This is a genomic window from Marinobacter sp. ES-1 (genome assembly GCF_000475255.1).
Lineage (GTDB): Bacteria > Pseudomonadota > Gammaproteobacteria > Pseudomonadales > Oleiphilaceae > Marinobacter > Marinobacter vinifirmus.
In genome coordinates this window covers 16496-38811 of record NZ_AXBV01000073.1, presented here as the reverse complement: position 1 = coordinate 38811, position 22316 = coordinate 16496, and the positions used below count along the sequence as shown (strand labels likewise).

The window sequence follows — 22316 nt, the reverse complement described above, 5'->3', positions numbered from 1 at the left end:
TTATACGAACCCGTTCGTATAACACGCTTTCGTATAACTCCAAAACTCGCAGCCCCCGCAAACCCCAGCTTCACCAATAAAATCAGAAGATTACCTGAGGCCACCACGGCTGCCGCCGGAGTTATACGCCCGTGTTCGAGCCACCCCTGCTCCATATTGGGGGCGTATAACTCCGGTTATTGCTGCAACGCGCGGCCCAGGGAATGAAAGTAGGTTCGGAAGGCGGCGTTTATCCGGTCGCGCTGCTCGCCCTGTGGGTAAAGCCCCCGGCGGGCTTCTTCACTCTCTTTGGTGCCCTTCACCAGAAAGGCGTTCTTCACTGCAGCATCCTGGATGAAGGCTTCGAAGGCTCGGGCACAGAGTTCTTCTGGCTGGCTGTAGTAGTGCACGCCGGCGGCTTTGTCGGCTTTTGCGGAGTTCCGGAACAGGGCACTGGGGTTTTGGCCGGTATCGTCCAGCAGGATGGCCTGGTAGCAGGCTTGCAGGCGCTGGTTCAGCGGGTGCTGGATGGCGTCCTGGCGGGTGAGCCATTGGCGGGAGGCGAACTGGCTCCGGGGTATGTTGGGGAACAGTTTGTCGCCGATGTAGTGGTCGAAGGCATGAAACCATTCGTGGGCGATGCTGCCGGGGCCGGCGTTTTTGGCCAGGGCGAAGCTGCGGGTGGCGGGGGTGTAATGGGCAGACACCCCGGGGCGGCCACCAATGCCGTATTGCAAAGCCAGGGTGCCGCGCAGGGAGATCAGGCTTTCGGTGCCGCCGAGGATGGTCATGAGGTCGCACAGGGCATCGTAGAACAGCGCGGCGCTGCGCTGTTTTTCAGGCTCGGTTACCCAGCGGCCAATCTCGACGGATCGAAACTGGAACCTCCGGCGCACGTCTAGAAAGTTGGCCGGTGCCCCGGCGCGGTGGTCGGGGCCGGTTCTGTAGAAGGGTCTGGGCATGGCGGCATTGTACGAAGGCGCGGGCGGCTTGCCTCAGTTCAGGTGCTGCCGTTGGCGGCCAGCACCCGGTTGGCGCATTTGCCGCCGGTTTCCAGGTCGGTCAGGTTGCTGAGTGTTGTGTGTGCAATGCTTTCCAGGGCGTTGCGGGTGAAAAACGCCTGGTGGCCGGTGATCACCACGTTCGGGAATGTGAGCAGACGGGCGAACACGTCGTCTTTCAGCACGATATTGGAGAGATCTTCGAAGAACAGGTCGCTTTCTTCCTCATACACATCCAACCCCAGGTAGCCCACCTGGCCGGATTTCAGGCCTTCGATGATGGCGGCGGTGTCCACCATGGCGCCCCGGCTGGTGTTGATCAGCATCACGCCTTTTTTCATTTTGGCCACGGCCCGGGTGCCACCGGCGGCCAACTGTTCCAGGAACGCCAGTTCATGCTGGTGGCAGGCCTGGTTCGCCTGTGCCAGGAACTGTTCGTCATAGGGTTTGGTGCTGAAAACCGCCACTTTCATGGGATTGGCCTCATCCGGTCTGGGTGGGTACGGGGTTCTTCAAACATAAATCAAATGCCCGGCGGCGAGCCACCGCAATTTTGTTCAATACCGGTTAAAAGGCTCCGTGCACACTGGGCGCCTCCGTTGGTTCACAGAGTGCTGATGCTATGAGTCTGTCTATTATCCTGCCGATGTCGGCCTTCGCCCTGGTGGCTTCGGTATCGCCGGGGCCGGTCAATCTGGTGTGCCTGAGCAGTGGCACGCGCTATCCGGTGTCTCAGGGGCTGGTGTTTGTCACCGGGGCCACTCTGGGGTTTATCGCGCTGTTTATGGCGGTGGGCCTGGGCCTGAATTCGCTGTTGGAACATGCGCCCGGGTTTGAGCGCTGGTTGAGCTGGGCTGGCGTCGCCTTCCTGCTGTACTTGAGCTACCAGCTGGCCACCGCCGATGGCCATCTCAGTGAGGATGAGGCACGCCCGGCCCCCGGCTTTGTCACCGGCGCCCTGATGCAATGGCTGAACCCCAAGGCCTGGCTTGCTTCGGTGGCGGGTATCAGTGCGTTTACCGAGGGCGGCGACAGCACCCTGCTCTGGCTGTTTGCGGGGCTGTATCTGCCCATTTGTTGGCTGTCGCTGGCGAGTTGGGTGTATGTCGGGGTCGGGCTTCGCCGGCTGGTACAGCAGCCGCGAATCCTGCGCGGGTTCAATCGGGTTCTGGCGCTGTTACTTGCCGGAAGTTGCGTGTTCCTGCTGCTGGACTGACGGCTGGCGATACTGGTTCGGGGTGGCCGCCACCACGCGTTTGAAGGTTCTCTGGAAATGCGCCTGGTCGGCAAAGCCGGCATTGAGGGCCGCGTCGGCAATACTCACGCCACGTTTCAGTTCGCTCTGGCCGTGCTGTATGCGGCGGTTGATCAGGTAGGCGTGGGGCGTTAATCCGTAGCTTTGCCGAAACGCCCGCACCAGATACCCCGGGCTGTAGCCACTGAGCCGGCACAGGTCGTCCAGCGATACCTCGTCGGTACAGTGGCTGTCCAGGTACTCAGCCACCGCGGCCAGGGTGCCCGAGGGGCGCGGAATACCCGGGGCCGGTGCTTCCGTCAGGCTCTGCATCAGGTCCAGCAGATACTCGGCAACCCGGCTCTGCTTTTCCAGCAGGTCCCGGCCCGGGTCCAGCAGGCAATCGGCCATGGTGCAGTAGTCCTGGTACTGTCGGGGGTCGGTTATCAATGCCGTGTCCAGGTCCTGCCAGTCTTCGTTGGGCAGCAGGCCCGCTTCAAATCTGAGCCGGGTCAGCCAGGCCGTATCCACATACAGCATCAGATACGCCCAGGGCTGGTTATCAATGGGGTTGCAGGCGTGGGGCCATTCCGGGTTCATCAACACCAGCGTGCCGGCGCTAACATGGTACTGGTCGCTGCTGTACAGGAACGTGCTTTCACCGCCGGTTATGGCCCCAATCGACCAGTGCCGGTGGGTGTGCAGGGCATAACAGACCTCGCGCCCATCCGCGACTTTGCGCAGTTCCACATGGGGCATGCGGGCGTCGCGCCAGAAGATCGGTGTGCGAGGGTCGGTCATGGCGGTTGCCTCAAAGCGAATCGGCCAGGCCAGTGCGTATGGCACTAGCCTAGCAGAAACTTACCACTCCAGCTGCGCACCGGTCTGATATTCGATCACCCGTGTTTCAAAGAAGTTTTTCTCTTTGCGCAGGGTGGCCTGCTCGTCGAGCCAGGGTGATACGTTCTTCGCTCCCGGGAACGGTTCTTCCAGGCCCACGGTACGGGCCCGGCGGTTGGCCACAAAGCGGAACTGTTCGCTGTGGTATTCCGCCGAGTAACCCAGGATCGGGTCCCGCAGCACGTAGTTGGCGTAGGCCATTTCCGCGGCTTCGGATTCGTCCCACATCTCGCGCACGGCTTTCGGGTCCAGGGTAATTTTCTCTTCTTCCAGAATCTGGTTGACCACTTTCAAGCCAAATGAGAAGTGCATGGCTTCGTCCCGCAGGATGTACTGGAGTTGTTCGCCGGTGCCGCGCATCAGGCCTCTGCGCTGCAGAGCGAAGATGGGGCTAAAGCCGTTGTAGAACCAGCAACCTTCAAAAACCGCAGCGAAGAACAGGTAGGACATCACGAAGTCCTGCAGTTCGTCCGGGTTGCGCAGGTTCATGTCGGAGCGCATGGCGGCGTCCAGCCGGCGGTTGGCCAGCTGGATTTTTCCGTTGATCTCCGGCACCACGCGGTAGCGGTTGTAGATCTCGCTCTGGTCCAGGTTCAGGGTTTCGATGCAGTGCTGGTAGGTCCAGGTGTGCAGCGCTTCCTCGTACACCTGGCGGGCCTGGTAGATCTGCAGCTCCGGCGCGCTCATCTTCTCCATCACCGCCAGGCCGATGTTGCGCATGGCGAGGATGTCGGAGGTGGTCAGGTACGCCAGCACGTTCTCGTACACGTGTTTTTCCGCCGGAGTCAGCCGGTGGTGGTAGTCGTGAACGTCCTGCGCCATGTTCACGTCCAGCGGCGTCCAGTGGTTCTTGTTGGCGTTCATGAAGTACTCCCAGGCCCAGGGGTACTTGAACGGTGCCAACTGGTTGATGTCGGTCTCGCCGTTAATCACCCGCTTGTCGTCGACATTCACGGGCGCCGGGCCGCCGGTGGCGGCGGCAGCGGTTTGCGCTTTTGGTTCGTCGTCCCAGTCCAGCATGTGGGTGCCTCCCAAATAAGTAAATGGTTACTGACAAGCTTCGCAGTCGGGATTGTCGATGCTGCACACCTGCGGTTGTGGCGCCGACACCGGCGCGGTCTTCTCGGCGCCGGTGGCGCCCAGGGAGCGCAGGTAGTAGGTGGTTTTCAGGCCGCGTTCCCAGGCCAGCTGGTACAGGGCATCGAGCTTTTTGCCACTGGGTTCAGCCATGTACAGGTTCAGGCTCTGGGCCTGGTCCAGCCATTTCTGACGGCGTGAGGCGGCTTCCACCAGCCAGCGGGCGTCGATCTCAAAGGCGGTGGCGTAGCGGGCCTTGAGTTCGGCGGGAATGCGGTCGATCTGCTGCACGCTGCCGTCGAAGTATTTCAGGTCGTTCACCATCACGTTGTCCCACAGGCCTTCGGCCTTGAGATCGCGGACCAGGGAAGGGTTGACCACGGTGAACTCACCGGACAGGTTCGATTTCACAAACAGGTTCTGGTACGCAGGCTCGATGGATTGCGACACGCCTACGATGTTGGAGATGGTGGCGGTGGGCGCAATGGCCATCACGTTGCTGTTGCGCATGCCGTTTTTGGCAATCAGCTCGCGTACCGGGGTCCAGTCCAGGCGGCTCTCGGTGTTCACCGACAGGTCGCCATCACGGCGGGCTTCTTTCAGTTTCTGGATGGAGTCGATCGGCAGGATGCCCTGGCTCCACAAGGAGCCTTCGTAGGTTTCGTAGGCGCCCCGCTCACCGGCCAGGGTGGCAGAGGCGCGAATGGCGAAGTAACTAAGCTGCTCCATGGCCACATCGGCAAACTCCACCGCTTCCGGGCTGGTGTAAGGCAGGCCCAGTTGATACAGGGCATCCTGGAAACCCATCAGGCCAAGACCCACCGGGCGGTGCTTCAGGTTAGAGTTGCGAGCCTGGGGCACGGCATAGAAATTTATGTCGATCACGTTGTCCAGCATGCGCACCGCCGTGGTGACGGTACGTTCCAGGCGCGCCACGTCCAGTTCTCCGTCCTTGATATGGGCAGCCAGGTTCACCGAACCCAGGTTGCACACGGCAATCTCGTCGGCACTGGTGTTCAGGGTGATTTCGGTACACAGGTTAGAACTGTGCACCACGCCCTGATGCTGCTGCGGCGAGCGCAGGTTGCACGGGTCCTTGAAGGTGATCCAGGGGTGGCCGGTCTCGAACAGCACGGTGAGCATCTTGCGCCACAGCTGTTTGGCCGGAATTTTCTTGAACAGTTTGATCTTGCCTTGCTCGGCCAGGGCTTCGTAGTGCTGGTAGCGCTCGCGGAAGGCGTTGCCGTACAGGTCGTGCAGGTCTGGCACATCGCTGGGGGAGAACAGGGTCCAGTCCCGGTCTTCACGCATGCGTTCGATCAGCAAATCCGGCACCCAGTTGGCGGTGTTCATGTCGTGGGTGCGGCGGCGTTCGTCGCCGGTGTTCTTGCGCAGTTCCAGGAACTCTTCGATGTCCAGGTGCCAGCTTTCCAGGTAGGCACAGACCGCGCCTTTGCGCTTACCGCCCTGATTCACCGCCACGGCGGTGTCGTTGACCACTTTCAGGAACGGCACCACGCCCTGGCTCTGGCCGTTGGTGCCTTTGATGTGGGAACCCAGCGCACGCACGGGCGTCCAGTCGTTGCCCAGGCCGCCGGCCCATTTGGAGAGCAACGCGTTGTCTTTGATGGCGCCGTAAATGCCTTCCAGGTCGTCTTGCACGGTGGTCAGGTAGCAGGAGGACAGCTGAGAGTGGCGGGTGCCGCTGTTGAACAATGTCGGCGTGCTGGCCATGTAGTCGAAGCTGGACAGCAGGTTGTAGAACTCGATGGCGCGGGCGTTGGGGTCGTCTTCCCGCAGGGCCAGGCCCATGGCCACGCGCATGAAGAATACCTGGGGCAGTTCCAGTCGGGCGCCGTTCCAGTGCAGGAAGTAACGGTCGTACAGGGTTTGCAGGCCGAGGAATCCGAACTGGTGGTCGCGCTCGGGTTTCAGGGCTGCGCCCAGGCGTTCCAGGTCAAAGGCGGCCAGGGCTTCGTCCAGCAATTCGTAGCGGATACCGGTATGGATGAAGGCGCTCAGGGCCTGTGGATAACTCTCTGTCAGGGATTGGTTGCGGGGCAAGTCCAGCGCCTCGGCCGCTTCCAGCCGAAGTTGCTCCAGCAACAGGCGGGCAGTCACGGCGCTGTAGTCCGGCTCCCGTTCTATGCGGCCCCGGGCGGTCATGATCAGGGCAGACAACACTTCGGTTTCGGCAATGCCGTCGTACAGGTTGCGCAGGGCTTCCTCCACCAGGGATTCGCCCTCAATGCCGTCCAGCCCGGTCGCGGCCTGCTCTACCTGCAGTTTCATCAAACCCAGGTCCAGCGGCGCCACGCTGCCGTCGGCTTTTTTCACGGTCAGGTGCGGGTGCGCTTCCATGGGTTCTTCAATGGCGCGCTTGCGGGCGTGTTCTTCCCGGTACAGCACGTAGGCCCGGGCCACTTTCTGCTCTTCCGCGCGCATCAGGGCCAGTTCCACCTGGTCCTGAATGTCTTCAATATGCACCTTGCCACCCGCTTTCAGGCGACGGCTGATGGCCTGCACTACCTGTTCGGTAACCCGGTGCACGGCGTCGTTGATGCGGGCAGAACCCGCGGCCTGGTCCCCTTCCACCGCAAGGAAGGCCTTGGTAACGGCGACGGTGATCTTGGAAGGGTTAAAGCCAACGAGGGTGCCGTTGCGTTTGATGACCTGAAGGGATTCTGTAGCGGCAACCGCCGGGGGCTCGGGGGACAGGATGGCAGACATGGAACTTCTCCTTGTGTACGCGTGGTGGTGCAGCCTTTGCGTTTGGGAGAAGGGGGAGGTTTTTGCCACGGAATCCACGGAAGAACACGGAAAGAAAAGACTTACTGATTTTTTTGCCACGAAATCCACGAAAAAACACGAAAGGAAAAGATAAAAAGCTTTTTTTCTTTTCGTAGTAAATCTTTGTTCGTGTTTTTTCGTGGATTTCGTGGCAGAACAGTCTTTTCCTTTTCATTTTTCCGTGTTCTTCCGTGGATTCCGTGGCAAAAAAACCAAAACCCGCCTGCTCACCTTTATAAACGCGAAGGTGCAGTGTCTATCCCTGGCAGGTCTTCGGACTCAGGGGCGTGAACCGTGTGGTTCGGCCTTGCGTGGCGACTTCCCGGCGCTTGCCAGTGTCTTTGTGCCACGCTTGTTCCCCAATACCGCTGCGCGTCAGTTCCGGATTCTCACCGGATTCCCGACTACCTGAGTGATCACGCTTTGATCACAATATATGGTAGTCAACCAAGGACTTGATCACTATATACAGACTAAGGAGCAGATACAAGAACGCCCGTGGAGCTCGGTGAAAGCTGCACGGGCGCCTGGTGGAGCGGTTATTGGCAGTCAATAATCAGAAGGCGTGGGTCACCATGTACAGGCCAACGCCACCCATCACCACGGTGTACGGCAGGGCCATAATCACCATCTTGCCGTAGGACAACCGTACCAGCGGGGCGATGGCGGAGGTGAGCAGGAACAGGAACGCGGCCTGGCCGTTGGGGGTGGCCACGCTGGGCAGGTTGGTGCCGGTGTTGATGGCCACGGCCAGGGTCTGGAAATGGTCAAAGCTGATGGCGCCGGCATCCAGGGCCTGTTTTACTTCGCTGATGTATACGGTGGCCACGAACACGTTGTCGCTGATCATGGACAGCAGGCCATTGGCAATGAAGAACATGCCCGGTTGCTGGCCTTCCGGCAGGCTCAGTACGTATTCGATGATAGGCTTGAACAGGTGCTGCTCGTGGATCACCGCCACGATGGCAAAGAACACCACCAGCAGTGAGGTGAACGGCAGGGATTCCTGGAAGGCTTTGCCGATCTGGTGCTCGTCGATCACGCCGGTGAAGGAAGTGATGAGAATGATCACCAGCAGGCCGATCAGACCAACTTCGGCCACATGGAAGGCCAGGCCCAGAACCAGGATTACCGCGGCAACGGCCTGAATCCACAGGGCAGCCTTGTCCGACTTGGTGCGGCTGCTGCGCTCGTTTTCGGCGAATTCCTCAAGTACCCGGCGAACCGGCTTGGGCAGGCGGCCTCCGTAGCCAAACCAGCGCAGTTTTTCCAGGGCCCAGCAGGTAAACAAACCGGCAATCAGAACCGGAATACTTACCGGTGCCATATGCAGGAAAAAGCTGACGAAATCCCAGCCTACTACTTTAGCAATCAGCAGGTTCTGGGGTTCGCCTACCATGGTGGCGACGCCGCCAAGCGCTGTGCCGATTGCACCGTGCATCAGCAGGCTGCGCAGAAATGCCCGGAAGTTCTCCAGGTCTTCCCGATGCAGCTCCACCACTTCGTCGTCGCTGTTAGCGTTGTGGTCTTTCTGCTGATAACCCTTGCCGGAGGCCACCTTGTGGTAAACCGAGTAGAAGCCGACGGCCACACTGATGATGACGGCAGTCACCGTCAGGGCATCGAGGAACGCCGACAGCAGCGCCGCCGCGCCGCAAAACAGCAGTGAAAGCGCCGATTTGGAGCGCACACCCACCAGGATCTGGGTGAAGGTCACCAGCAGCAGCTCTTTCATGAAATAGATGCCTGCCACCATGAACATCAACAGCAGGATAACCGGGAAGTTGATCAGCACCTCATGGTACACGGCGTCGGCGTTGGTTAGCCCAATCAGTAAGGCCTCCACCGCCAGTAAGCCGCCTGGCAATAATGGGTAACACTTCAAGGCCATGGCCAGGGTAAAGATGAACTCGGCAATCAGCAGCCAGCCTGCCGTCACCGGCCCGAACACAAACATCACAATCGGGTTGGCAATCAGAAACAGCAGAATAACCTGCTTGTACCAGTTGGGCGCCTTGCCCAGGAAATTGCGGGTAAATCCGGAAACGAGAGTGTCGGGCATTGCATCAGTTCTTCTTGAATTGGCGGCTAAAAAAGTATGCAACAGGCAACCATTACCTGCCTTGATATTTGTGTATAGGGTACCCCTGTGGGGCCGCCCGGGTCTCCGTACATGGACCTACATCGCCCGGAAAGACTTGCTCTGGATCATGTTCCCGGAAAATCAGGCTGGCCCCGGTTTACCGCGGACGGCGGCCAGCCTGAATCTCGCCGTTTATTCCACCGTCACACTCTTGGCCAGGTTTCGGGGCTGGTCCACATCAGTGCCCTTAAGTACTGCAACGTGGTACGACAGCAGCTGCAAAGGCACGGTGTAGACAATGGGCGCCGTGATCTCGTGCACAGACGGAATCTGCATCACATGCAGCCCCTCTTCAGGCTTCACATCGGCATCCCTGTCGGCAAATACAAACAGCTCTCCGCCACGGGCCCGGACTTCTTCGAGGTTCGATTTCAGTTTCTCAAGCAAGTCGTTGTTCGGCGCCACGGTGACCACCGGCATCTCGCTGTCGACCAGCGCCAGCGGACCATGTTTGAGCTCACCGGCCGGATAGGCTTCGGCATGGATGTAGGAGATCTCTTTAAGCTTGAGCGCCCCTTCCATGGCCACCGGGAACTGGGAGCCACGGCCCAGGAACAGGCTGTGGTGCTTGTCCATAAAGGCCTTGGACATTTCTTCGATGTCAGCATCCAGTGCCAGCACATCGCTGACCTGCTTTGGCAGCTGATGGATAGCAGCCACGATCTCTGCCTCTTTCTCTTCGCTCAGGCCGTTGTGGCGGGCCAGGGCCAGGGTAAAGATCAGCAGCGCGGTCAGCTGGGTGGTGAACGCCTTGGTGGAGGCTACGCCAATCTCGGGGCCGGCCTGCGTCATGATCACCAGGTCGGATTCCCGCACCAGGGAGCTGCCCGGTACGTTACAGATGGCCAGGGCGGCGCGGAAGCCGGCTTTCTTGGCCTGGCGCAGTGCGGCCAGGGTATCGGCAGTTTCGCCGGACTGGGAAATGCACAGGAACAGGGTATCCGGCTGGATCACGTGCTTGCGATAGCGGAACTCGGAGGCCACTTCCACGGAACAGGGCACACCGGCCAGGTCTTCAATCCAGTAACGGGCCACCATGCCGGCGTGGTAGGAAGTACCACAGGCGATGATCTGCACATGACGTACGTTTTCCAGCAGGTTGGCGGCGTCGGTGCCCAGGGCCTGCTCCAGTACCCGGCTGTCGGTAATCCGGCCTTCCATGGTGGCCTTGATAACTTTCGGCTGCTCGTAGATTTCCTTGAGCATGTAGTGGCGGTATTCGCCCTTGTCGGCGGAATCGGCACCGTGCTCGAAACGGGTAACGGTGCGCTCTACGGCCTTGCCTTCGCGGTCATGGATGTCGATGCTGCCTTTGTGGATGTCGGCCATGTCGCCTTCTTCCAGGAACATGAAGCGGTCGGTCACCGGCAGCAGGGCCAGCTGGTCAGAGGCGATGAAGTTTTCACCGATTCCGACACCCACCACCAGTGGGCTGCCCTGGCGACACACCACCATGTGGTCCGGCTCGTCGGCATGCACCACGGCCAGGGCGTAGGCACCACGCAGGCGATCCAGCGCGGTTTTCACGGCCTGGTACAGGCCGCCGCCCGCCCTGTAGTTCTTGCCGATCAGGTGGGCAACCACTTCGGTGTCGGTCTGGGAGGTGAACTCGAAGCCTTCCGCTTTCAGTTCGTCGCGCAGTTCCTGATAGTTTTCGATAATACCGTTATGAACGATGGCCAGCCGGTCGCCGGACATATGGGGATGGGCGTTAAGCTTGGACGGCTCGCCATGGGTGGCCCAGCGGGTGTGGGCAATGCCCACGTAGCCGGCAACAGGGTTGGCGGCGATGGCGTCTGCCAGGGCAGCAACCTTGCCCACTTCCCGGGCCCGCTGTACCTGATCGGCGCTGCTGATAACGGCCATACCGGCGGAGTCGTAACCCCGGTATTCAAGGCGGCGCAGGCCCTCCAGCAAAATACCCTGGACGTCCCGTTCAGATACCGCTCCTACAATCCCACACATGCTGTTGTCACCTGTTCGTTAATCGATCGTTACGCTTTTTTTGGCCGTTCCCAACCCGCGATATTCCGTTGCTTGCCCCGGGCCACGGCCAGTTCGCCTTCACTGATGTCCCGGGTGATGGTGGAACCGGCGCCAATCGTGGCCTGCTCGGCAACGGTCACCGGCGCTACCAGCGAGGTGTTGGAACCCACAAAAACGCCATCGCCAAGCACCGTTTTGAATTTGTTCACGCCATCATAGTTGCAGGTGATGGTGCCTGCACCCACATTCACGTTACGGCCCAGTGAGGCATCGCCCACGTAGCTCAGGTGGTTGATCTTGCTGCCCTCACCCACCACGGCTTTCTTGGTTTCCACAAAGTTGCCGACCTTGGTGTTGGCGGCCAGCTCGGTACCCGGGCGCAGGCGGGCAAACGGGCCGATCTGGGCGTTGGCACCCACCACGGCACCTTCAATCACACTGTTGGCCTTGATCTCGGCGCCATCGGCAATGGTAGCGTCTTTAATCACACAGTTGGGGCCGATCACCACATTGCTGCCCAGGCTGACCTTGCCTTCAAACACTGCATTGATATCAATCCACAGGTCGTTGCCAATGGTCAGCTCGCCACGCACATCGATACGGGCCGGGTCGGCCAGGGTGGCACCTTCGGTCATCAGGCGCTCGGCCTGCTGGCGCTGGTACCAGCGCTCCAGCTCGGCCAGCTGCAGCCGGTTGTTCACGCCCTGCACCTCGAACGGGTTCAGCGGCTGTGAAACTGTCACCGACAGCCCGTTGTTCACCGCCATCGCGATGATGTCGGTCAGGTAGTATTCACCCTGGGCATTACTGTTTGATAATGCCGGCAGCCAGCTTTTCAGGTGGCTGGCAGAGACCGCCAGAATACCGGTGTTCACTTCCTGGATGTCCTGCTGTTCGGCGGTGGCGTCTTTCTGTTCCACAATCGCCTGCACCAGCCCCTGTTCGTTGCGGACAATCCGGCCGTAGCCGTGGGGGTTGTCCATATCCACGGTCAGCAGGGCCAGGTTGCTGTCATCCAGCTCGCTGACCATGGCTTCCAGCGTCTCTTTACGGGTCAGCGGAACATCGCCATACAGCACCAGTACCCGGGCGTTATCTGGCAGGGCCGGCAGGGCCTGGGCCACGGCATGGCCGGTACCCAGTTGTTCGGTCTGGAGCACCCAGTTCACCGAGTCGTCGTGCAACGATGCCCGTACCTGGTCCGCGCCATGGCCGATCACCGTGTGAATTTTTTCCGCGCCCAGCTGCTTGGCGGTATCCACCACATGGTGCAGCATGGCTTTGCCTGCCACCGGGTGCAGTACCTTGGGCAGTGCGGACTTCATCCTTGAGCCCTGGCCGGCGGCCAGGATCACAACGTGTAGCGGGTTCATGGGGCGTTCAGCTCCAAACTCTTTATCCGTTGGAAAATAAAAAACCGCGTCCCGGCGGAAACCCCTCTGTTTCCGGTAGGAAACACAGAGCCCTCCACCTGAGGATGCGGTTCACTGTCAGGCCAGTCCGGGCACTGACACAAGCCTGCTTAACGCAGGTTCTTGCGCAGTTTCTGGATGGTGCGCAGCTGAGCGGCCGCTTCGGCCAGCTCGGCAGCAGCACGCGAGTACTCGAACTCGCCTGTCTTGTTCGCCAGTGCCTTCTCGGCTTGCTTCTGGGCTTCCAGGGCCGCTGCTTCGTCCACATCCTTGGCACGAACGGCGGTGTCGGCCATCAGGGTAACCAGATTGGGCTGTACTTCCAGGTAACCACCGGATACGTACAGAATTTCCTCACTGCCACCCTGCTTGATGATCCGCACTGCGCCGGGCTTCAGCCCGGTCAGCAGCGGAGCATGGCCATACTGGATGCCAAGCTCACCTTCGGTACCGGTGGCGATCAGCATCTCCACCAGGCCCGAATAGATTTTTTCCTCGGCACTTACGACGTCACAATGTACGGTCATAGCCATTTCTTACGCCTCTTGGGTCTGAAAGGAAAAAAGGTGTCTTACTTACCTTCCTTCTCTTTCATTGCCTTAGCTTTCTCAATCGCTTCTTCGATGCCGCCGCACATGTAGAACGCCTGCTCCGGCATGTCGTCGTAGTCACCGTTGAGAATGCCTTCGAAGCTGGCGATGGTCTCTTTCAGAGACACGTACTTACCCGGGGAACCGGTAAATACTTCAGCAACGTGGAACGGCTGCGACAGGAAACGCTCGATCTTACGGGCACGGGCTACGGTCAGCTTGTCTTCTTCAGACAGCTCGTCCATACCCAGGATCGCGATGATGTCTTTCAGTTCCTTGTAGCGCTGCAGAACGTTCTGAACACCACGGGCAACGTTGTAGTGCTGCTCACCGATCACCAGCGGATCCAGCTGACGGGAGGTGGAGTCGAGCGGATCGATCGCCGGGTAGATACCCTTGGACGCGATGTCACGGCTCAGTACCACGGTCGCGTCAAGGTGCGAGAAGGTGGTGGCCGGAGACGGGTCGGTCAAGTCATCCGCCGGTACGTATACCGCCTGGATAGAAGTGATGGAACCGGTCTTGGTAGAGGTGATCCGCTCCTGCAGCTGACCCATCTCTTCCGCCAGTGTCGGCTGGTAACCTACCGCTGAAGGCATACGGCCCAGCAGTGCAGATACTTCAGTACCGGCCAGGGTGTAACGGTAGATGTTGTCAACGAACAGCAGTACGTCACGGCCTTCGTCACGGAACTTCTCGGCCATCGTGAGACCGGTCAGGGCCACACGCAGACGGTTTCCAGGGGGCTCGTTCATCTGGCCGTAAACCATGGCAACCTTATCGAGAACGTTGGATTCCTTCATTTCGTAGTAGAAGTCGTTACCTTCCCGGGTCCGCTCACCAACACCGGCGAATACGGAGAGACCGGAGTGCTCTTTCGCGATGTTGTTGATCAGTTCCATCATGTTTACGGTCTTGCCTACGCCGGCACCACCGAACAGACCAACCTTACCACCCTTGGCGAACGGGCAGATCAGGTCGATAACCTTGATTCCGGTTTCCAGCAGGTCGGCAGACGCTGCCTGATCGGCATAGCCCGGTGCCTTGCGGTGGATAGCCCAGCGCTCTTCTTCGCCGATGTCGCCCTGCTCGTCGATGGGACGACCCAGAACGTCCATGATCCGGCCCAGAGTCTGTGTACCAACGGGTACAGAGATCGGCTTGCCGGTATTTTCTGCTTTCAGGCCACGCTTCAGGCCCTCGGTGCTGCCCATGGCGATGGTACGAACAATGCCGTCACCCAGCTGCTGCTGGACTTCCAGAGTTGTTTCGCCACCTTCAAGCAGCAGTGCGTCGTAAACGCTTGGAACGGAGTCACGTGGAAATTCCACGTCGATAACCGCGCCAATGATCTGAACGATGTGTCCGCTACTCATGCTCGGTTCCTCGTTATCTTGATAGTCAATAAAACCAGTAGGTCTGTGAGCGTTAACCAACAGATGCTGCGCCGCTCACAATCTCCGAAATCTCTTGTGTGATCGCTGCCTGACGGGCCTTGTTATAGGCCAGTTGAAGCTCGTCAATGATGCTGCCAGCGTTGTCTGTCGCGCTCTTCATGGCAATCATCCGGGCAGCCTGCTCACAGGCCAGATTTTCTACCACACCCTGATACACCTGGGATTCGATATAACGTGGCATCAGCCCGTCAAGGATCGGACGGGAATCCGGCTCGTAGATGTAATCCCACTGGTGACCGATTTCTTCATCATCGCCTTCCGGTAGCGGCAGCAACTGCAGCGCCTGGGGGCTCTGGGTCATGGTGTTGACGAATTCGTTGCTGATCAGGAACAGGCGGTCGATCTTGCCTGCCTCGAACGAATCCAGCATCACCTTGACGCTACCGATCAGCTGATCTGCACTGGGGTTGTCGCCCAGGTGCGTCACGGCTGCCACCACGTTTCCGCCATAGTTGCGGAAAAAGGAGGCACCCTTCTGGCCAATAGCGCAGATATCGGTCTCAATACCTTGTTGTTTCCATTCACGCATTTCTCTGACGAGCAGCTTGAACGCGTTGGTGTTCAGACCACCGCAAAGACCGCGATCAGAGGAGACCACAATGTAGCCTACCCGCTTGACCTCGCGCTCCTGCATGAACGGATGGCGGTAATCCTTGTTGGACTTCGCAATGTGTCCGATTACCTGGCGCATCTTTTCAGCGTACGGGCGGGTTGCCTGCATACGCTCCTGAGCCTTACGCATCTTGCTCGCGGCTACCATTTCCATGGCAGACGTGATCTTCTGCGTGCTCTTGATGCTTCCGATCTGGTTACGTATTTCTTTTCCGACGGCCATATGTCACTGCCTTTTCAAGTTAGACACTCAAATGGACCAGCACGCCCGCACAACGGCGGGCCTTTTGGATTTACCAGCTCTGAGTGGTCTTGAATTTCTCCAGAGCAGCTTTGAGGCCGGCAGTGATGTCGTCGTTGAAGTTACCTTCAGGGCCGATCTTGTCCAGAAGTTCCTTCTGCTCGGACCGCATCCAGTCCAGCAGTTGGGCTTCGAACTTCACAACCTTGTTGACATCCACATCGTCCAGGAAGCCTTCGTTCGCTGCGAACAGTACGGTACCCATTTCCGCAACGGTCATCGGGCTGTACTGGTTCTGCTTCATCAGCTCGGTGACGCGCTGACCGTGCTCCAGCTGCTTACGGGTTGCTTCGTCGAGGTCGGAAGCGAACTGGGCAAACGCCGCCAGTTCCCGGTACTGGGCCAGGGCCAGACGGATGTTACCGCCGAGCTTCTTCATGATCTTGGTCTGGGCTGCACCACCTACCCGGGATACGGAGATACCGGCGTTCATGGCCGGACGGATACCGGAGTTGAACAGGTTGGTTTCCAGGAAGATCTGACCGTCGGTAATGGAGATTACGTTGGTCGGTACGAACGCAGACACGTCACCAGCCTGGGTCTCGATGATCGGCAGGGCGGTCAGGGAACCGGTCTTGCCTTTCACTTCGCCGTTGGTGAACTGCTCAACGTAGTCAGCATTTACACGGGACGCACGCTCCAGCAGACGGGAGTGCAGGTAGAAAACGTCACCCGGGAATGCTTCACGTCCCGGCGGACGACGCAGCAGCAGGGAGATCTGACGGTAAGCAACGGCCTGTTTGGACAGGTCATCGTATACGATCAGGGCGTCTTCACCGCGGTCGCGGAAGAACTCACCCATGGAAGTACCGGCGTACGGAGCCAGGAACTGCATCGCGGCCGGATCGGCGGCGCCAGCGGCAACCACGATGGTGTGGTCCATGGCACCGTGCTCTTCCAACTTGCGCACAACGGCGGCAATGGAAGACTGCTTCTGGCCAACGGCAACGTAGATACACTTGATGCCGGTGTGCTTCTGGTTGATGATCGCGTCGATGGCAACCGCGGTCTTACCGATCTGACGGTCACCGATGATCAGCTCACGCTGGCCGCGGCCGATGGGAACCATGGTATCGATGGCTTTCAGACCAGTCTGTACCGGCTCGTCAACGGACTGACGGGCGATAACGCCCGGTGCAACCTTCTCGACCGGGGAGGTCAGGCTGTTGCCCAGCTCGCCCTTACCGTCGATGGGGTTACCCAGGGAGTCAACCACACGGCCCAGCAGTTCGTTACCAACGGGTACTTCCAGGATACGACCAGTACAACGTACCTTCTGGCCTTCGGCCAGACCTTCGTAGTCACCCAGAACAACCGCACCAACAGAATCACGCTCCAGGTTAAGCGCCATGCCGTATGTGCCGTTGGCAAATTCAATCATCTCGCCGTACATAACGTCGGCCAGACCGTGGATCAGCACGATACCGTCAGATACAGACAGGATCGTACCTTCGTTTTTTGCTTCGGAAGAGATGTCGAGTTTCTCGATTCTCTTCTTGATGATGTCACTGATCTCGGATGGATTCAGTTGCTGCATGCCTTTGTCCTCAAACCTTGTGCTGAAATCAGGAGCCCAGAGCCCTGGCCATTCTGGCCAGTTTGCCACGGACTGAAGCGTCGATAACCAGGTCGCCTGTTCGTACGATCACGCCACCGATCAGGGACTGATCCACGGTGGTCTCGAGTTCGACCTTGCGCTCCAGCTTTTTGGACAGTGCGTCGATCAGTTTCTGCTGCTCGTCTGCAGACAAGTCGAATGCGGTATCGATTGTCAGGTGCACAGACTTCTCAAGGTCTGCACGGTACAAACGGAACAAAGCAGAAATCTCCGGCAGCAGGGCCAGACGCTTGTTTTCAGCAAGAATCAACAGGAAGTTTCTGAGTGCTTCAGGCAGCGGCTCTTCAAAACACTCTGCGAAGAGTTCCGCCTTGCGTTGCTCAGACAGGCCGGGGTTGGCCAGGATGTTCTTTACCTCTTGGTCAGCCGCAACCTGAGCGGCAAAAGCCAGAGCCCGATCCCATTGATCAACGGCGTTCTGGTCCTGCGCGGCATCAAAAACGGCCTTCGCGTAGGGTCGGGCTAACGTTGTAAGTTCTGCCATGATGACCCTCTTTTAGAGTTCTGCGGCCAGCTTGTCCAGCATCTCGCTGTGAGCTTTGGCGTCTACAGAGGTTTCCAGAATCTTCTCGGCACCCGCAACAGCCAGTGCTGCCACTTCTGCTCTGAGTGCGTCGCGAGCCTGAACACGCTCCTGTTGAATTTCCGCCCTGGCCTGCTCAATAAGCTTGTCGCCTTCCTTACGAGCGTCGTCCTTTGAGGCTTCGACGATCTGGGCGGCACGCTTGTTAGCCTGGTCAATCAGGGCTGCAGCTTCTTCTTTTGCCTTCTGCAGTTCTTTCGCGGCTTTTTCCTGCGCAAGTTCCAGATCGAGGGAAGCCCGATCTGCGGCAGAGAGGCCGTCTGCAATTTTCTTCTGGCGCGCTTCCATGGCAGCCGTAATCGGCGGCCATACGTACTTGACGCAGAACCAGACGAAAATAGCGAAGGCAATCGATTGCCCTATCAACGTAAGGTTTATATTCACGGCAATATACCTCTTGCTATTCGTTGCGTCCTGGTGTCCGGAATGCGGCGGCAGTGCCGGGCACTGCCACCCTCAATTCTCGGCTGATTAACCAGCAACAACGAAGATCAGGTACATCGCGATACCAACACCGATCATGGGAACCGCGTCAAGCAGACCAGCCATGATGAATGCCTTGGTTTGCAGCTGGTTAGCCATTTCCGGCTGACGCGCAGTGGACTCGAGCAGTTTGCCGCCCAGCAGACCGAAACCGATACCAGCGCCCAGGGCACCCAGACCGATGATCAACGCAGCTGCGATAAATACCATTTCCATTGAAGACTCCTCAGTTTTTCAGATAGTTAAGGGTTTGTGTATTTAAGGGTTTATCAGTGATCTTCGTGTGCCGCGCTGAGGTAAACCACAGTAAGCACGGTAAAAATAAAGGCCTGAAGCGGAATGACGAGGATGTGGAAGATCGCCCAGGGAACGTTCAGCGTCCACTGGACCCACAGCGGCAACAGCGCAATCAGGATAAAGACAACTTCACCAGCGTACATGTTACCGAACAGACGCAGTGCCAGGCTGATCGGCTTGATGATCAGCGCCAGGATCTCCAGCAGCAGGTTAAACGGAACCATGATCCAGTGATTGAACGGGTTAAAGGCCAGCTCTTTGGTAAAGCCACCCACGCCTTTCACCTTGAAGCTGTAGAACAGGATCAGCAGGAATACACCGATGGAGATACCGAAGGTACCATTGGGATCGGTAGTCGGAACAATCTTGAAGTAGCCAAGCCCCAGCGCAGAAGCGATGGACGGGATGTAGTCAATCGGGATCAGCTTCAGGACGTTCATCAGCAGGATCCAGACGAAAATCGTCAGGGCCAGCGGGGCAATCAGCGGGTTCTTGCCGTGGAAGACATCGCGCACGATGCCCTGAACGAATTCAAAAGTCATTTCGACCAGGTTCTGCAAGCCGCTCGGCGCGCCTTCGGTGACCCGGTTGGCCACAAACCGGAACAAGCCCAGGAACAGAATACCCATGGCGATAGACCAGCCGAGGGTATCGACGTGCACTGCCATGAAGCCCATGTCTGCGGCTTCCTGGCCGGTGCGTGCGAAGGTCCAGGTGGCCTCCTGCACAACACTGCCGTCTGCGCGCTCATAGCCTTCCGGGAGCTTGCCATAGGTAAGGTTGGTGAGGTGGTGTTTTATATACTCTACTGGGGTATCAGCTGCCATACTGCTCTCGTCCAGTCATCGCTGTGGTCGCGGCCGGATGAGCCAGCGCAATGCCGTACCCAACACAACCATCACAGCAAAAGTGAATAACAGAGCCGGTACGTGTACTGACTCCATTAAAGTGAAAACGGCCGCAAAAAACACTGCGGTAAGGGCGAGCTTGATGCTCTCTGCCCTGAAAATGTTGCTGACGGCCAGGTGCATCTGCCTTGCGCCCTGGTACCGGTATGTCCGGTGAGCAAAGTAAGCGTTTGGTATGACAAAAATAAGACCGCCGATAAACGCGGAATACCCGGCCAAACGACTTTCCAGCAACCACAACAGGCTCAGAATGGTGAGAGCGGCCATCTCTATGGTCAGCCACTGCTTCAGCGGCACGTACGTGATGGCTTTCATTGAACGGCTCATATCACCAGCTGTCATTCCAAGCGCGCGGAATTATATGTGTTAACCGGAAGCGGTTCAACATAACCCGACGGAAAAAATGGCGAAAATTTAACCAGGCTTCAACCTGGGAAAGCCTGCTTTTACACAGATTGTGTTCTCAGGCTTGTGCTACACCCAGATGTGGTGTTTCCGGCCCGAATGGATACTTTAGGATGATTTTCAGGAATTTCCGGTCGCTCAGCGGATATGGCCCAGAATACCGTCGAGCTCATCCAGCGAACTGTATTCGATAACCACTTTGCCCTTGCCCCGCTTGCCATGGGCGATGGATACCCGGGCACCGAGCCGGTCAGACAGGTCATCCTGCAGGGCCCGGATGTTGGGGTCCAGCGCCTTGCTGCCGGAATCTTCCGTGGCGGGCTTTTCCTGCTGGATGCGTCGCACCAGGGCTTCGGTCTGGCGTACGGACAGCGACTTGGCCACCACCTGGCGGGCCACCTCCATCTGCTGCTCCGGTGGCAGGGTCAACATGGCACGGCCGTGGCCCATCTCCAGGTCGCCGTGTTCGAGCATGGTGCGCACGTCTTCGGCCAGGCCAAGCAGCCGCAACAGGTTGGTGATGGTGGTGCGGGACTTGCCCACCGCTTCGGCCACCTGGGCCTGGGTCAGTCCGAATTCTTCCTGCAGGCGCTGCAGGGCAAAGGCTTCTTCTATGGGGTTCAGGTTTTCGCGCTGGATGTTCTCGATCAGCGCCATGGCGATGGCGGCTTCATCCGGCACATCGCGGATGATAGCGGGGATGCTGTCGAGCCCGGCAATCTGGGTGGCCCGCCAGCGGCGTTCACCGGCAATCAGTTCATAGCGGCTTTCGGAAACCGGGCGCACCACCACCGGTTGCATCACGCCTTGCTGGCGAATGGAGTCGGCCAGTTCCTGCAGGGCGGCGGGGTCCATATCCCGGCGTGGCTGGTAACGGCCACGCTGGATGAGGTCTACGGGGATCTCCCGCAGTTCGCCATCGTGTTCGGCCACTTGCTGGTTCAGGTTTACCTTCGAGCCCTGTAACAGCGCTCCCAAACCCCGTTCGCCCAAGCCTCTTTTCTTCGCCGCCATGGTGTTTGTCATTCTTCCTGTTGAAAAAGTTGGTGCATGGTTGCCCGACGGCAAACTATGTTACACCGCAACGGCGGCGGATGTCTTTTTTGAACCGTGCCGGCGCACCATCTCGCCCGCCAGGGCCAGGTAGGCCACGGCACCCTTGGAGGCTTTGTCGTAAACCAGTGCCGGCAGACCGTAACTGGGTGCCTCGGCCAGGCGCACGTTGCGGGGGATAACAGCCCGGTACACTTTTTCGCCGAAGTATTCGCTGAGCTGGCCGGAAACATCCAGGGTCAGGCTGTTGCGGGGGTCGTACATGGTACGCAGGATGCCTTCGATCTCCAGGTTCGGATTGACCGTTTCCTTGATCTGTTCGACCGTGTTCATGAGTGCCGCCAGGCCTTCCAGCGCGTAGTATTCACACTGCATCGGAATCAGTACGGAGTCCGCCGCCGACAGGGAGTTTACGGTCAGCAGGTTCAGCGACGGCGGGCAGTCGATCAGGATGTAGTCGTAATTTTCCCGGACGCTGTTCAGCGCCAGCCGCAGCCGGTGCTCCCGGCCGATTTCGTTCATCAGTTCCACTTCGGCGGCCGTCAGGTCGCCATTGGCAGGCAGCAGGTCAAAGCCCGAGGCGTCGGTTTTCACGATGACTTCTGCCGGGCTGGCACGCTTGGTCAGCACATCGTAACCCGACAGTTCCAGGGCGTTTTTATCCACACCGCTACCCATGGTGGCGTTGCCCTGGGGGTCCATGTCTACCAAAAGCACCCGGCGCCTGGTAGCAGCCAGTGAGGCAGCAAGGTTCACGCAGGTGGTGGTTTTGCCCACACCGCCTTTCTGATTGGTCACTGCAATCACGCGCGCCATGCTTTGCCTCCTGCTGTTGAGGGTTACCGGTGTCGTTCGGCCCGGGCGACGATCAGTAAATGCCGTTCGCCGTCGGCTCCGGGGACGGTCAGGGAATGACTGGATTCTACCTGCCAGCCCGCCGGAAGGGCAGCTACTTCATCATCCGGATACTGGCCTTTCATGGCAAGGAACTCGCCGTCATTCGCCAGCAGGCTGCCACACCAGGTCACCAGGTTTTCCAGCGCGGTAAAGGCCCGGCTGCTGACCTGGGTGAAGGGCTGATCGGGCTGGCAGTCTTCCGCCCGGCCGTGGATAACTTCAACGTTGTCCAGCCCAAGCTCAAGCATACACTGATTCAGGAATCGGGTTTTCTTACCGTTGCTGTCCAGCAGAGTAAAGCGTTTTTCCGGGAACACAATGGCCAGTGGAATACCCGGCAGGCCGCCGCCGGCGCCCACATCCAGCAAATGGTCCGTAGTCACCCAGGGCATGATGCTCAGGCTGTCGAGCAGCTGGCGCGAGACCATTACCCGCTCATCCCGGACCGCGGTCAGGTTGTAGGCCTTGTTCCATTTGTTCAGCAGCGTCAGGAACGCCAGCAACCGGTCCTGCTGGCTGTCACTGAGGGCAATACCCATCTGTGCCAGGCCGTCCTGCAGCTGGCATTGCCATAGCTGTGGATAACTCAT

The 22316-nt window shown here is 58.8% G+C and carries 20 protein-coding genes, 1 pseudogene and 1 riboswitch; of the genes and pseudogenes, 1 reads left to right on the top strand and 20 read right to left on the bottom strand.

Features of this window, described 5'->3' with window-relative positions:
- Positions 1-176 precede the first annotated feature (176 nt).
- On the bottom strand, positions 177-941 hold the full coding sequence (locus Q668_RS13555) for a CLCA_X family protein (RefSeq protein ID WP_022990162.1): 765 nt from the start codon (positions 939-941) through the stop codon (positions 177-179).
- 38 nt (positions 942-979) lie between these two features.
- Positions 980-1333, bottom strand: a pseudogene (locus tag Q668_RS13550) (NAD(P)-dependent oxidoreductase); the annotation flags it as partial.
- Positions 1334-1602: 269 nt separating this feature from the next.
- Here Q668_RS13550 and Q668_RS13545 point away from each other — a divergent pair.
- The gene (locus Q668_RS13545; RefSeq protein ID WP_011787255.1) at positions 1603-2196 is read left to right on the top strand and encodes a LysE family translocator; all 594 of its coding nucleotides are present in this window, start codon (positions 1603-1605) and stop codon (positions 2194-2196) included.
- Here the strand turns inward: Q668_RS13545 and Q668_RS13540 are convergent.
- From Q668_RS13540 to rsmG, 18 genes are all read right to left on the bottom strand, one after another.
- Positions 2158-3015 (bottom strand): AraC family transcriptional regulator, encoded by an 858-nt coding sequence (locus Q668_RS13540; protein WP_036220018.1) that lies wholly within the window; start codon positions 3013-3015, stop codon positions 2158-2160. The two genes, Q668_RS13545 and Q668_RS13540, sit on opposite strands and share 39 nt — an antisense overlap.
- A gap of 60 nt (positions 3016-3075) precedes the next feature.
- Positions 3076-4134: a ribonucleotide-diphosphate reductase subunit beta gene (locus Q668_RS13535; protein ID WP_022990159.1), complete on the bottom strand. Its 1059-nt coding sequence runs from the start codon at positions 4132-4134 to the stop codon at positions 3076-3078.
- Between the two features lie 27 nt (positions 4135-4161).
- Positions 4162-6921, bottom strand: coding sequence for a ribonucleoside-diphosphate reductase subunit alpha (locus Q668_RS13530; protein WP_022990158.1), 2760 nt, complete (start codon positions 6919-6921; stop codon positions 4162-4164).
- 306 nt (positions 6922-7227) lie between these two features.
- Positions 7228-7448: riboswitch (cobalamin riboswitch) on the bottom strand.
- 89 nt (positions 7449-7537) lie between these two features.
- On the bottom strand, positions 7538-9043 hold the full coding sequence (nhaB, locus tag Q668_RS13525) for a sodium/proton antiporter NhaB (protein WP_022990156.1): 1506 nt from the start codon (positions 9041-9043) through the stop codon (positions 7538-7540).
- A gap of 213 nt (positions 9044-9256) precedes the next feature.
- On the bottom strand, positions 9257-11089 hold the full coding sequence (gene glmS / locus Q668_RS13520) for a glutamine--fructose-6-phosphate transaminase (isomerizing) (RefSeq protein WP_022990155.1): 1833 nt from the start codon (positions 11087-11089) through the stop codon (positions 9257-9259).
- A 29-nt stretch (positions 11090-11118) separates the two neighbouring features.
- The gene (gene glmU, locus Q668_RS13515) at positions 11119-12483 is read right to left on the bottom strand and encodes a bifunctional UDP-N-acetylglucosamine diphosphorylase/glucosamine-1-phosphate N-acetyltransferase GlmU (RefSeq protein ID WP_022990154.1); all 1365 of its coding nucleotides are present in this window, start codon (positions 12481-12483) and stop codon (positions 11119-11121) included.
- Between the two features lie 149 nt (positions 12484-12632).
- Positions 12633-13055 carry a F0F1 ATP synthase subunit epsilon gene (locus Q668_RS13510; protein ID WP_036220014.1) on the bottom strand — a complete coding sequence of 141 codons (423 nt, stop codon included), beginning with the start codon at positions 13053-13055 and terminating at the stop codon, positions 12633-12635.
- A gap of 38 nt (positions 13056-13093) precedes the next feature.
- Positions 13094-14488: a F0F1 ATP synthase subunit beta gene (gene atpD, locus Q668_RS13505; RefSeq protein ID WP_022990152.1), complete on the bottom strand. Its 1395-nt coding sequence runs from the start codon at positions 14486-14488 to the stop codon at positions 13094-13096.
- A gap of 52 nt (positions 14489-14540) precedes the next feature.
- Positions 14541-15404 carry a F0F1 ATP synthase subunit gamma gene (gene atpG / locus Q668_RS13500; RefSeq protein WP_022990151.1) on the bottom strand — a complete coding sequence of 288 codons (864 nt, stop codon included), beginning with the start codon at positions 15402-15404 and terminating at the stop codon, positions 14541-14543.
- 70 nt (positions 15405-15474) lie between these two features.
- On the bottom strand, positions 15475-17019 hold the full coding sequence (atpA, locus tag Q668_RS13495) for a F0F1 ATP synthase subunit alpha (protein WP_011787278.1): 1545 nt from the start codon (positions 17017-17019) through the stop codon (positions 15475-15477).
- Positions 17020-17047: 28 nt separating this feature from the next.
- Positions 17048-17584 (bottom strand): F0F1 ATP synthase subunit delta, encoded by a 537-nt coding sequence (locus Q668_RS13490; RefSeq protein WP_022990150.1) that lies wholly within the window; start codon positions 17582-17584, stop codon positions 17048-17050.
- Between the two features lie 12 nt (positions 17585-17596).
- Complete coding sequence (locus Q668_RS13485) at positions 17597-18067, bottom strand: F0F1 ATP synthase subunit B (protein ID WP_036220013.1); 471 nt, start codon at positions 18065-18067, stop codon at positions 17597-17599.
- Positions 18068-18154: 87 nt separating this feature from the next.
- Positions 18155-18382: a F0F1 ATP synthase subunit C gene (gene atpE, locus Q668_RS13480; RefSeq protein WP_014423137.1), complete on the bottom strand. Its 228-nt coding sequence runs from the start codon at positions 18380-18382 to the stop codon at positions 18155-18157.
- 53 nt (positions 18383-18435) lie between these two features.
- The gene (atpB, locus tag Q668_RS13475) at positions 18436-19290 is read right to left on the bottom strand and encodes a F0F1 ATP synthase subunit A (RefSeq protein WP_022990147.1); all 855 of its coding nucleotides are present in this window, start codon (positions 19288-19290) and stop codon (positions 18436-18438) included.
- 15 nt (positions 19291-19305) lie between these two features.
- On the bottom strand, positions 19306-19686 hold the full coding sequence (locus Q668_RS13470) for an ATP synthase subunit I (protein WP_022990146.1): 381 nt from the start codon (positions 19684-19686) through the stop codon (positions 19306-19308).
- A 228-nt stretch (positions 19687-19914) separates the two neighbouring features.
- Positions 19915-20790 (bottom strand): ParB/RepB/Spo0J family partition protein, encoded by an 876-nt coding sequence (locus Q668_RS13465; protein WP_036220017.1) that lies wholly within the window; start codon positions 20788-20790, stop codon positions 19915-19917.
- A gap of 60 nt (positions 20791-20850) precedes the next feature.
- Positions 20851-21645 carry a ParA family protein gene (locus tag Q668_RS13460; RefSeq protein WP_022990144.1) on the bottom strand — a complete coding sequence of 265 codons (795 nt, stop codon included), beginning with the start codon at positions 21643-21645 and terminating at the stop codon, positions 20851-20853.
- 23 nt (positions 21646-21668) lie between these two features.
- On the bottom strand, positions 21669-22316 hold the full coding sequence (gene rsmG / locus Q668_RS13455) for a 16S rRNA (guanine(527)-N(7))-methyltransferase RsmG (RefSeq protein WP_022990143.1): 648 nt from the start codon (positions 22314-22316) through the stop codon (positions 21669-21671).

Bases quoted from the DNA above. Each gene is read 5' to 3' on its own strand.
- atpB (WP_022990147.1), bottom strand. From the start codon at position 19,290: ATGGCAGCTGATACCCCAGTAGAGTATATAAAACACCACCTCACCAAC.
- Q668_RS13545 (WP_011787255.1), top strand. From the start codon at position 1,603: ATGAGTCTGTCTATTATCCTGCCGATGTCGGCCTTCGCCCTGGTGGCT.
- rsmG (WP_022990143.1), bottom strand. From the start codon at position 22,316: ATGAGTTATCCACAGCTATGGCAATGCCAGCTGCAGGACGGCCTGGCA.
- Q668_RS13540 (WP_036220018.1), bottom strand. From the start codon at position 3,015: ATGACCGACCCTCGCACACCGATCTTCTGGCGCGACGCCCGCATGCCC.
- Q668_RS13535 (WP_022990159.1), bottom strand. From the start codon at position 4,134: ATGCTGGACTGGGACGACGAACCAAAAGCGCAAACCGCTGCCGCCGCC.
- Q668_RS13460 (WP_022990144.1), bottom strand. From the start codon at position 21,645: ATGGCGCGCGTGATTGCAGTGACCAATCAGAAAGGCGGTGTGGGCAAA.
- Q668_RS13465 (WP_036220017.1), bottom strand. From the start codon at position 20,790: ATGGCGGCGAAGAAAAGAGGCTTGGGCGAACGGGGTTTGGGAGCGCTG.
- nhaB (WP_022990156.1), bottom strand. From the start codon at position 9,043: ATGCCCGACACTCTCGTTTCCGGATTTACCCGCAATTTCCTGGGCAAG.
- atpD (WP_022990152.1), bottom strand. From the start codon at position 14,488: ATGAGTAGCGGACACATCGTTCAGATCATTGGCGCGGTTATCGACGTG.
- Q668_RS13555 (WP_022990162.1), bottom strand. From the start codon at position 941: ATGCCCAGACCCTTCTACAGAACCGGCCCCGACCACCGCGCCGGGGCA.
- glmS (WP_022990155.1), bottom strand. From the start codon at position 11,089: ATGTGTGGGATTGTAGGAGCGGTATCTGAACGGGACGTCCAGGGTATT.
- Q668_RS13510 (WP_036220014.1), bottom strand. From the start codon at position 13,055: ATGGCTATGACCGTACATTGTGACGTCGTAAGTGCCGAGGAAAAAATC.
- atpG (WP_022990151.1), bottom strand. From the start codon at position 15,404: ATGGCCGTCGGAAAAGAAATACGTAACCAGATCGGAAGCATCAAGAGC.
- atpA (WP_011787278.1), bottom strand. From the start codon at position 17,019: ATGCAGCAACTGAATCCATCCGAGATCAGTGACATCATCAAGAAGAGA.
- Q668_RS13530 (WP_022990158.1), bottom strand. From the start codon at position 6,921: ATGTCTGCCATCCTGTCCCCCGAGCCCCCGGCGGTTGCCGCTACAGAA.
- Q668_RS13470 (WP_022990146.1), bottom strand. From the start codon at position 19,686: ATGAAAGCCATCACGTACGTGCCGCTGAAGCAGTGGCTGACCATAGAG.
- glmU (WP_022990154.1), bottom strand. From the start codon at position 12,483: ATGAACCCGCTACACGTTGTGATCCTGGCCGCCGGCCAGGGCTCAAGG.
- atpE (WP_014423137.1), bottom strand. From the start codon at position 18,382: ATGGAAATGGTATTTATCGCAGCTGCGTTGATCATCGGTCTGGGTGCC.
- Q668_RS13490 (WP_022990150.1), bottom strand. From the start codon at position 17,584: ATGGCAGAACTTACAACGTTAGCCCGACCCTACGCGAAGGCCGTTTTT.